Source organism: Escherichia sp. 10290, assembly GCF_030295155.1.
In the GTDB taxonomy this organism is placed as follows: domain Bacteria; phylum Pseudomonadota; class Gammaproteobacteria; order Enterobacterales; family Enterobacteriaceae; genus Escherichia; species Escherichia coli_F.
Window position 1 is genome coordinate 112,692 of sequence record NZ_AP025743.1, and the last position, 10,671, is coordinate 123,362.

The following is a 10,671-nucleotide window of genomic DNA, read 5'->3' on the forward strand; positions in this document are numbered from 1 at the left end:
GCCCGGAAAATATGTCTTTCATCCTTTTATTTTTGACAGCCGCCAGTTACGGCGGCCGGTCTCATGGTCGCAGGGTTTTTCTGGTGCCAGACTGTTCCAGCACCACACTGTCCGGCGTGATTTTTTCCACGTGATAAGTGGTTCCGGGGATGTTCTGGCCCGCCTTCACATCGGAGATGCTTCCCCCCGGAAGTTCTATCCGGGCAGTCAGCTGAGGATGAACACCGAATATTGCTGTCAGGCGGGGGGATGGTAATGCCTGTACATTTGTTGTAACTGCGGAAATGCTTTCCTGCTGACGTCCGGCCTCTGCGGGAACGCCCTGCTCAAGTGTTCGCAGTTCATGGCGGATCTTCTCTCTCGCCAGCATAGCTTCATACAGGGCTGTCTCTTCCTGTATCTGTTCAATCCTTATTTGCTGTGTGTTCTGTTGCTCTGCATTTCCGGTTGTGGCCATTGCCGTGGCCGGTAACAGCAGGACTGAAAACAGAAGGGTTTTGGCTTTATCGGGCATAATATTTACCTGTAAATTGATAGTGGAAACGACCGTTCTCCAGTTGCCGTGTGACAGAGATAAAACGGACAGAAGGCTCTTTCAGGCGTTCAGCCAGATGGTGTGCAGGGAGTGTGGTCTGCATCTGAAGGTCATACTCTTTCCATGGGGGCTGAATGATCTGTCCGTTCTCATCAGTGAGGCTGTTATTAACTTCCTGCCAGTCCAGTTTCAGTTGCATTGACTGAGCCAGCGAGGTCAGTCGTTCCTGCAGGACAGCGGTTTCCGGTAGTGCATCAACTGTGACGGCGTTTTCAGACAGCCGGAAGGTGACCGGCAGGCCAATGCCGCCGGTCTTTCCTTCCGGCATCACAATAAACGGTCGGCTGTCTGTCATATCACTGATGCGCCGGATGAAGTCAGTCACTGTCGCGCCCGCAGTATTGGTGTACGATGCGCGAAGATTGCCGCTGCCACCGTCAGTCGAGCATTCTGCCAGCGAATAACGCCATCCGGCAGCAGACAGTGGCAGTGAAGTCCATATATCAGCACATCCCCGGATGAACGCGTCTGTTTCAGGGAGTCCGGGCCAGGGGGGAGTGATTCGTTCCTCTGTGGCCTGTCGGGCAACCGCTGCCTGCGCGGCTTTTTCTGTCTGCCAGCGTTCATAATACTGCCAGCCGTACCATGCAGTGCCGAGAAGGGCGATGATCAGAGAGACAGTGATGAACTGCGGTCCCCGGGATACCGGATTCAGGCGTGCGGCAGCTGGATGTTTACCAGAGCCAGTCAGGGAGGCCAGCGGCAGGTGCTGATTCTGATCGCCTGCTGAAAATGCCGCCGGTGCATAGTGTATCCAGCCCTGAGTTGGTTCGGTGTTGATGGAAAGAAAGGTATCCCGGGCTTCCCGAACCTCTTCCCCGCTTCCCACCAGGTCACTGACGAGAACACCGTCGACAACGGAAACAAAGCTATAGCGCGGTGTTTCTCCGGGTAACGTCAGTTCCGTGATGGCATAGCCGCCATGTTCAAGCAGTGGCAGGATCAGCAGGGCGAGGGAGAAGCACTGACGGGGTTTTCCGGGCAGTATGCGGCGACTGACAGTGGCTACCATGGTGTGGGTATCGGCATCTTCATTACTGAGATACTGACAGGCCAGGAAAAGGTCGGCTTTCTGTGCCCGGGCAAAGTCGCGGGCATGCCGGTACTGTGAGGGCAGTGTTTTCCATTCCAGACCGGCCAGAAACACATTGCGCCCTGCCGTCAGCGGAAACACCTGCCGCCCTGTCGGTGAAATATCCGTCACGATCGTCCTCCTTGTGCAAATCAGATGATATTGGGCGTGATCAGCACCACGAGAATGGTGTCGTCGTTTTCACTGTTGATCCCACCGCCAAGACCGAAGAATCCCGGCGTACCTACACCCTGTTTTCCGCTGCGACGTCCTGACTGCTGGAAGCCACTGATAATGACCGTCTGCCCGGATTTCAGATCCACGGTCTGATTGATGGTTTTCAGATCCACATTCGGCAGCTGGGCTTTACTTCCACCGCTCTCATAATTCTCAATAACCGGTTTGTCGGAGAGACTCATGGAATAGAGCAACTGCAGTGTCTGTGAGTCCGGGAGAATGAACGGCAGAAGGGTCATGTTAAAACCGGTGGTGATGGTGGCCGCATTCAGAGAGGTGGATGAGCCGACATTGGCTGTGGTATCCGTCGTCACACTCTCGATGTAACTTTGCTGATTGGCGATCTGCATTGGCACCGGCGTCAGGTTTTTGGTGACGGCAGAGTTCTGGGTCACCACACTGACATCCCCCTGGGAAGACAATGCTTTCAGGAAGGCTTTTGAACCGGTGAGTTTACCGTCCACAATGGAAACACCACCTGTGATGGCATCACTGGCTGCACTGGTGAATGTGCTGCCGAGACTCAGTCCCAGCGTTCTGTCGCTGAAGACTGCGTTCCAGTCGATACCGGCCTGCTCATTGCGGGTTTTCCGGATACTCAGAATTTCCACATTCAGCACCACCTGACGTTTCATCTCTTCATTGCGTTTTTCAATGAATGCCCGGACCGTTTCCAGAACCTGTGGATTATCTGTGACGGTGATAAAGCCCGTGGACATGAACATGCGTCCGATACCCGGGGTCAGCATTGATGTGACCGCATTTTTCACATCCTGATACAGCGCAGACTTCATATCCACGGTGGTGGTCTGGGTATTGCTGGCATCACCGGAAATGGCATCTGATGCACTGCCTCCTGATGAGCCGTTTGAGGACATGGTGCCGCTGACCACAGTGGCGTTATAGGCCACCTGACTGTCCATATAGGTGATGGGGAAGGTCTGTGTCTCGAGATAATAGAAGATGATATGCGAGCCGTCATAGCGCCAGGATATACCGAGACGGGAGGAGACCGCATTCAGCAGGGTCGTCAGGCCGGAGGCATTCAGTTCAGACAGTGCTGCGGTATTTCCCGGCAGACGGGATGGTGGCGTGTCAGATGCGCCAATGGCGGCAAGGGGAACCATGCCGCTCGCATCCGGTGGGGGTAATGCGCCCTGGATTTGTTGTGTGCTGCCGGTTGTGGATGTATTCAGGTATGTCAGTACATCAGGTGTGATCCGTACCGGAATATGGCAGCTTTCCGTGATCCGCTGAACCACCTGCTGAAGGGTGATGCTCTGACGGGTATGAATGACAATGGGACAACCGGGAACGGTTTTGCCGGTGTTTTTATCCATGACCGGACGGGGATTGATCCATTGTCGTGAGGATTCCTTAACAACCGGCGTCCGGGTTCGCAGATCAGACATCATTTCCCGTGCCCGTTGTTGTTCCGCAACGGCTTCCTTTCTTGTGCTCTCAAGCTGTCTGTAACTGGCACAGCCCTGTAACAGAGCGGCGGCAATCATAATGGCAAGAATTTTTTTATTCATGGGAGATCCGTGATTTATTCAGATTCGTGACTAATTCATCCAGAGGATGACGTGATCGGGGATCACTGACGGAAGTGTGACGGAAAGCGCTCTGCCGGCTGTGTCCAGCAGTCGGCCGTTTTCCACCCTGCCGAGCAGAGCAGAGTCATTACTCTGTTCCCTGAGCGCGGCCATCAGGCCCGGGGTTTCTGTAGCCCAGACAAAAACACGTTGCTGGCTGATGATATGACTGACGGTATCCGTCCCGGGAATCCCGAGCTGAGCGGATGTCAGCCGCCCTCCGGCTGTCCGTCGTTCCGGATGCTGATGCAGGTAATCATTGATGGCGTTCATATAACGAATGAACGTTGCTGCCTGTTGTGTGTTTTCTGCGGCCTGATGACGGTGTTCGCTGCGGGAGAGCTGACTGGTGAACCAGAAATTGCCTGTGGTCGTGATGACCATGATGAACACGATGAACCAGCCCATAAGGTTATTCCTGTGGACGATCTGTCACCCGCAGCAGACATTGTGCAGTGCTGGTCCGGGCATACAGCGGTTTTTCCACCGGGGTGTAGAGTGCGAAGAGCTGTTCCAGCGCCTGGCGGAAACTGCCGGTGAAAACCAGAGGGGCATCGATACTGTAGTTAACGGGCGTTTCCCAGCGCAGCGTCCAGGTGCCGTGGGGGCATTTTTCGGACGACGTCCAGCGGGCCAGTCCGTCCTTCAGCGTGGTCCCTTTTTCCATTTTCCACTGCCGTGGCGGTGTGACCTTCTGTGGTGGTGGCGCTACCGGTTTCGTGACCACTGGGGCTGGCGTGGTTGTGCGGGGCGCAGATGTACCGGATGTCCCTGTTGTGCTCTGAACCCGGGAAGCGCTGACGGCAGGTGGTACCTGTGCCTGGTCTGCCGCTGTTCCGGTTGTGCTCCTGAACGGATTACGTGGTGTGTCCGCTGTTTTCTGTGAACCCTGCGGTGCCGTGAGGTCAACAGGCGGTGCTGCAGTGGTCGTGACAGTCAGTATTTTCCTGTTCCAGTCCATATGTCCGTACAGTTGCTGCCCGGTCAGCAGAGTATTCAGTGCCCGGTGCCACTGGTCATTAACGGACCAGACGGGGAGGCGTTTGTTCAGTGCCGGTATGGCAGCGTTCTGTTGCCGGAACTGCCAGCCGGGTGGCAGCAACTGGCGTATCCAGTCACTGACGGAGCGCTGACGTGCCTCACGTAAATAAACGACGGATGACTGACCGGGTTTACCGGTCATAACCAGTGCGGGCAGCTGTGTGGCCTGAAGGAGCGGGCGGGGAGGCAGTGCGGTACTCTGGCTGCTGACTGCGGTTGTGGGCGTCGCTGTTGTTGTCGGGCGGGGCGGCGTCACAGGGCGGGTCACCGGTGGCGGAAGCAGACGTTTTTGCGTATGGGCGATAATGGCAGCGCTTTCGCGAATTTGTCCGTCGACGAACACCAGAGCCGGAGGTGTGGTGTCAGGAACAGGCGTGGCATTAAATGCCGTACAGCCGCTGAGTAATGACGGCAGAAGGAGTGTAAGTGATTTTTTTTGCATAGAATAAAATCCGGTATATTACGGGTTACGGTATAAGACAGGTGGCGGGTAACTGGCCTTCAGATGAATATCATTTCATCGGGTTATTGATAATGAACGTTCATGTTCGTGGGGGGATTATAAGAGTGAATTGCATTTTAGAACGGGAGCATTATTTTATTTCTTGCCTGTTATTGAAACATTTCCGGTTATGATCTCCGAATGGCAGGTATCAATAAAATCACTTTTCCCCGATTGTGTGTCAAAGTCAACGTGGGTGAACCTGTGTACATCCTGCCATATGGCGAAACAGACAGGACAGGTAACAGGTAGTTTGCCTTCAGCTATTTTTTCGCAGCTTTCAACCAGTTGCTGCGCCTTGTTGTATCTGACGTTATAGCCATTTGTGCAAAGCGTTTCATACCCATGAGCTCCTGTAACTATATGTGTGGCGATTCTTTCGTGGACTCTCCCATTAATTAATAATTGTTCACGCGTTGTGATTGTTCTCATGCCTGTTTCTCTGTTGGTCATAACATAAAATAATCTGCATTCCTGAAAAATATCTCGGTTGTGAAATATTTAATTTTTATCCCCCTTTTCTGAGGGATAAAAAGCAGGCTGTCAGGCTATAACTGAACGCGGTTTCTGGATTTTGGTGCTAATGTCACATCTTTCCATTCACAGCTGCTTCCGGGTATACGCTCTTTGCGTCGTATTATACGGGAGTTCTGACACACAATAATTAAGCCATTGTCTGCCGTCTGAAATGGCATTATAGCGATGTTTATATCTTCTGTTGCAGGAATATAACTGACTTTCTTTTCACATGTATTGGTGTATATGACAACTCTGAATTTTTCTGCGGACATTTTCAATCCTCTTTTAAACCAGAATATCCCGTGAGGGCATTCTTTGTGAAAAAGATGCCGGAAAAATTCCGGCACGGGGATTAAACCTGTTGTGGTTCTGAGTTATCCGGAGCGGTTACCGGTTCGCTGACATCCGGAACCTTTTCCGGGGCAGGCATGACCAGTGGACGTGTCAGGGCTGTAAGTCCTTCACCGGATAACCCCACCTCCTTCAGCAGGGAGTCGATGAGCGGAGCCTGTGTTCGGTAAGCCAGAGCGGCGGTTACCGCCTGTTCAGCGAGATTTCCGCCACTTATGTCGGTTGTTGCTGTTTTACCGCGGGTAACACCGCCATTCAGGCCATCCACCTGAATGATTTTAATGCCGTCAATGGATTTCATTGGTTCTGTGGACTTCTCTATGACGGCAGGTAATGCATCCAGCAGAGCAAGACGGAACCGAAGGCTGGTCTGCTCATCCGAAAGCACGTTAATGGCATCGTTCAGTGCGCGCTGTGCTTCCGCTTCTGCCAGACCTTTCTGACGGGTGGCCTCCGCCAGTTCAATAATTGCTGCTGCCTGGAGTTCGGCTGCTTCTTTTTCAGCCTGGGCGCGAACCGTCAGTTCAACCGCCTTCGTTTCAGCTTCCTGAGCAGCAGCAATCAGGGCAACCTGTTTGGTACGGTCGGCCTCCGCAGTCTGGCGGGTGGTTTCCACATCCTGCTGGGCCTGTACGGCTTCAGCCAGTGCTTTACTTGCCCGGGCTTCTGCCTGTGACTGCTCTTCCGATTTTGCCGCCACGGCAATGGCTCTGGCCTGGCTGGCGATTTCGGTTGCCTGCTGTTGCTCAATTTCCCGTATGGCTACTTCCCGTTCGGCTTCGACCTGGCGGGTACGCACTATCTGCTGTCGTTCGATTTCGGCTTCCTCTATCTTACGTTCAGCCAGAATTCGCGCGGATTCTGCTTCACGACGTCGTTCAGCTTCAATAGCAGCAATACTGGCACTCTGCTCTGCCGTACGGGTTTTTACCCGTTGTTGTTGCTCCAGAGTCATGAAGGCTTCCTGCTGTTCAATCTCCAGACGTCGGGAGAGTGCATCCCGGTTTTTTTCCCTGATGGCCACTTCAACATCCTGCTCAACTTCGTTACGTTCGCGGCGACGACGTTCTGTTTCCTGGGTCAGAAGGGTCAGGCCTTCAGCATCAAAGGCATTGTCAGGATTAAAATGTTCCCGTGCAGTCTGGTTGAAACTTGTCAGCGACACACTTTCAAGCTCCAGACCGTTTTTGGATAAGTCTTCCGCAACGGTGTTCTGCACACCCTGAACAAAGTTCTCGCGGGCATCCTGTAAATCCTGCATGCTCATTCTGGCCGCCGTGGCCCGCAGGGCATCAACAAATTTATCCTCGACCAGACTACGCAGATCTTCAGGTGTGAGCGTGCGTTGTCCCAGCGTCTGGGCTGCAGTGGATATTCCTTCGGCTGATGGTTTTACCCGAAGAAAAAAGGCAACGGCAACATCAACACGCATGCGGTCGCGGGTAATGAGACTTTCAGCCGCTGCACGACTGACTTCCAGCTTCAGGGTGTTCATGTTGACGGGAATTGTTTCGTGAAAAATGGGCATAACAATTGCGCCGCCACTCATTACCACTTTTTGGCCTCCCAGACCTGTGCGGACAAAGGCCTGCTCTGCCGATGCCCGACGGTACAGGCGGGCAAATATCAGCCCGATAACGAACAGGGTGAGGACCAGCGCAATAACGGTAAACAACCATCCCGGAAGATTAAACATAGTGAGAACCTCTGTATATGTCGGGATTAAAGAACATCCGGCCAGGGATTCAGTTCGCCCAGCCAGCGGGAACCGGAAAGACGGCAGACAATAATCACTTTGTCTCCTCGTCTGAATTCTTTCCCGGCCTCCGGCTCCAGCAACAGGTAATGAACCTGCCCAAAGCGGTCTGTGAAGCGACCTTCACAGGGGGAACCCGCCACTGCGTGATAACCGGTGATGGTGGCCATACACCCGATGAAAGCCTCCTCGGTGAGCGCCGTTGTTTCATCACGGGGTAACCAGGGGGCAATCAGTCTGCCGGTGCGGTGTACGAGAGGACATGTCAGCAGCAGGCAAAGTGGTGCAAGGAGAATGTTCGGGGCTGGAGCCTGCAGCAGATGAATAATAAGACCCTGCAGGAGAATGCCGGATATACCAAAAAAACCTGCCAGCATACAGAGGACGATCAGCAGGGGGATCCGTCCGATGTTCAGCCAGTCCAGCGCCTCTCCTGTCAGCCCCTCCGGTAAATCAGGTGTATCCATAGCTGAAGAGAGGGAGTGTCCGCAGAGCAGGGCGATAAGTTCAGCGATACCAGTAAGCAGAACAAAAGTCAGGGCTGCCAGATAGGGTGCGTTATACGCGGTAAGTAACGTCAGTGTCATTTTTCCTCCTGTGGCAGGTCAGTCAAACAACATTATGGCGTGAAGCTTCCGCTTCTTTAATTGTCAGAAGAAGCATATCGTCAGTCATCAGAAGACAAGGGGATGTCTGCAGGAGGGGATGATAACAACAGAAGCCTCACGCCGGAATGCGCTTTATGACAACCGGAGAGGACGGATAATAAAAAATGGGACATCCACATCAGCAAACCGCGATTTGCGAAAAAAAGTCAGCGGAGAGTGGCTGCCGTTGTGGCTGTCCCGGTATTTCAGTGTAACAGGTGATTGCTGTGATCTATGCCCCATTCGGCTTTCGGTAAACCTGAATGCCCCACATGAAGAATGCGTGACAGCATGTTTCTGCCGCTGCCGTTCAGGCTGCATTCGCGTCCGTGCGCGAGTATAAAACCTTCATCCCGGAATATCTCTTCCACTTCTGAAGATTCGAGGGATGCCGGATGAATTAATGAAAATGCCACCGGTCTGAGCATTCTGCCCGTGGTGGAAAAGGTGTCTCTGGTACTGTTCAGCTGCAGGATATGACGTTTACCTGTTTGCGCACGGGAAAGTGTCTCACTCAGCAGCTGGTCGTTCCATGCGCACGTGCCAATCTGCCATCCCAGACTTCTGCACGCGGAAAGAGCCGAGCGGAAGCGGTACAGGTCGTATAATGCTGCGTTATTGCCACTTTCCAGCAGTGATTTCAGGGTGTTTGCTACCGGTATGTCTGAATTGGTGGCCAGCAGTTTTCGCAGGGTAGTGAACTCTTCAGCCATTCCTCTGAACTCGCGCATCTGACGGGCAGTGTCAAGCCAGTTCAGCAGGTAACGCCGGCGACGCCGTTCGTTGTTTATGTTGTCCGGGGCGGTGGAGAGTGCTTCGAGCATATTCTCCAGTAACAGAATGACAGGGTTTTCCTGGGATAGAATGGTCATAAAGGCGTCCTGAAAAAATGCCCGACAGCCGCTCTCCGTACACCCTCAGGTGTCACCGGTGCCGGGCATTGTGGAAACAGAAGGGAAAAAAATCCCGGCCATAAAGGCCGGGAAAAGTCGTCAAATTAAGACAGCAATTTTCATGTCAACGCTCCGTCATCAGATACCAGGTGCAGGAGCAGGGCGATCCTCGACTCCGGCAGAGGCTGTGCATCAAGCCGGAGGAGGTACTGGTAACGCGCTTTTGTCAGCCAGAGGGTGGAGGCAGCATCCAGCTCCTCCCTGGCTGCCGGATTGAGCGCAGGATCCGGGTACACTTTCATCAAAGACTGAACGATATCCTCCCTGACGGTTTTGATTTCACCGGCCATTTTCACGAAGTCCAGAAAGGCACTGTGACGGCGAAGGTGAGTGAAGCTGTGGCGTTCGGGGTCTGCTTTCAGGAAAAAGTAACCGGGAAACACGGCGTGTATATGTCGACGGTAACCACAGACTTTATCCGTGCGGCGGACCTTTTTCAGTATCAGGGGTGTCCAGGGAAGGACGTGTTGTTCGGAAAGCCAGGAAAAGAGATGTTCGCGGTTTTTGCCGGCAGGGATGTACTGAGCCAGATACCAGTTGCGTTGATGTAATTCACTGATATTCAAAATCCGGAACGCTCCGCGAAAATCGATCCCCGCAGAGGGGCTTCGATGTTGTTGTGAACGGCGAATACATAAAGCATGTGTCGGAAACAGCGGCTGACCCTCGTTCAGCCCGGCCTGCAGTTCTGACAGGCACATGATTTACGCACTCTTGTAAGCCTTGTGGACGGTTTCGAGGCGGGCGAAAACCGACAACTCCTGCAAACAGGATTAATGGCTGGCAAATATATTACATAAGGATGTATCTGTGGCAAGAGTGAAGATAAGCAGTTAAATAGATCGTTATATTTGATAAAGCAGCATATTATGCTGATTTGTGTGCGGTGTCTGGAGGATTAGATCGTTTAAAAATTTTAGGCGATCTCTTCTACTAAAAATGATGAAAAACACAGCATAAAAGATCGTTTGTGGAATTGTCTATTTTTTTGACATAGTTCAAAAAAACGACGTTTTTTAGGTGGTTAATGAGAGGCCTGGTAAATCAGAGAAATCGTGTCGGCTTTTCAAAGCGGTGGAAAAGGGGTATATTGCGGATCGTTATTCAGTGGCTTTTGGGATCCTCGCGGTCCGGAAAGCCAGAAAACGGCAGAATGCGCCATAAGGCATTCAGGATGTATGGCAGAAACGACGGCAGTTTGCCGGGGCCGGAAGGCTGAAAAAAGTTTCAGAAGGCCATAAAGGAAAACCCCCATAATCTTCCTGTCGAACTTGGCGGAACGCACAGAAGATTATGGGGGCCTCACAGAATACGGGATAAGTATATATGAAACCGTGTCAGAGATTCAACCCTTCGCAGTGTATTAACGCACGGCATTCTGTTTCCGCCATAAGCGACAGCTT

The 10,671-nt window shown here is 52.7% G+C and carries 10 protein-coding genes; all 10 read right to left on the minus strand.

The window, feature by feature from the left end; all coding sequences use genetic code 11:
- Positions 1-61 precede the first annotated feature (61 nt).
- The 10 genes from pilP to QUE74_RS29305 all read right to left on the minus strand — a co-directional run bounded on the left by pilP (position 62) and on the right by QUE74_RS29305 (position 9,834).
- Positions 62-514 (minus strand): type IV pilus biogenesis protein PilP, encoded by a 453-nt coding sequence (gene pilP / locus QUE74_RS29255; protein WP_001112926.1) that lies wholly within the window; start codon positions 512-514, stop codon positions 62-64.
- Complete coding sequence (gene pilO2, locus QUE74_RS29260) at positions 504-1,799, minus strand: type 4b pilus protein PilO2 (RefSeq protein WP_000129889.1); 1,296 nt, start codon at positions 1,797-1,799, stop codon at positions 504-506. The genes pilP and pilO2 overlap by 11 nt, the downstream gene beginning before the upstream one ends.
- Positions 1,800-1,819: 20 nt before the next feature.
- Positions 1,820-3,439 carry a PilN family type IVB pilus formation outer membrane protein gene (gene pilN, locus QUE74_RS29265; RefSeq protein ID WP_001034998.1) on the minus strand — a complete coding sequence of 540 codons (1,620 nt, stop codon included), beginning with the start codon at positions 3,437-3,439 and terminating at the stop codon, positions 1,820-1,822.
- 30 nt (positions 3,440-3,469) lie between these two features.
- A complete protein-coding gene (gene pilM, locus QUE74_RS29270) occupies positions 3,470-3,907 on the minus strand; it encodes a type IV pilus biogenesis protein PilM (RefSeq protein WP_000539685.1) in 438 nt (145 codons plus the stop codon).
- Between the two features lie 4 nt (positions 3,908-3,911).
- Positions 3,912-4,982, minus strand: coding sequence for a toxin co-regulated pilus biosynthesis Q family protein (locus QUE74_RS29275; RefSeq protein ID WP_001170192.1), 1,071 nt, complete (start codon positions 4,980-4,982; stop codon positions 3,912-3,914).
- A 156-nt stretch (positions 4,983-5,138) separates the two neighbouring features.
- Positions 5,139-5,474 (minus strand): hypothetical protein, encoded by a 336-nt coding sequence (locus QUE74_RS29280; RefSeq protein WP_024174020.1) that lies wholly within the window; start codon positions 5,472-5,474, stop codon positions 5,139-5,141.
- Between the two features lie 439 nt (positions 5,475-5,913).
- Positions 5,914-7,608: a flotillin family protein gene (locus QUE74_RS29290; protein WP_000482663.1), complete on the minus strand. Its 1,695-nt coding sequence runs from the start codon at positions 7,606-7,608 to the stop codon at positions 5,914-5,916.
- Positions 7,609-7,634: 26 nt separating this feature from the next.
- Entirely contained in the window at positions 7,635-8,249 is a 615-nt protein-coding gene (locus QUE74_RS29295) for an OB-fold-containig protein (protein ID WP_024174019.1), read from the minus strand.
- Between the two features lie 272 nt (positions 8,250-8,521).
- A complete protein-coding gene (locus QUE74_RS29300; protein WP_000154143.1) occupies positions 8,522-9,187 on the minus strand; it encodes a hypothetical protein in 666 nt (221 codons plus the stop codon).
- Between the two features lie 140 nt (positions 9,188-9,327).
- Positions 9,328-9,834, minus strand: coding sequence for a transcription termination/antitermination NusG family protein (locus QUE74_RS29305; RefSeq protein WP_001317510.1), 507 nt, complete (start codon positions 9,832-9,834; stop codon positions 9,328-9,330).
- Positions 9,835-10,671 lie beyond the last annotated feature (837 nt).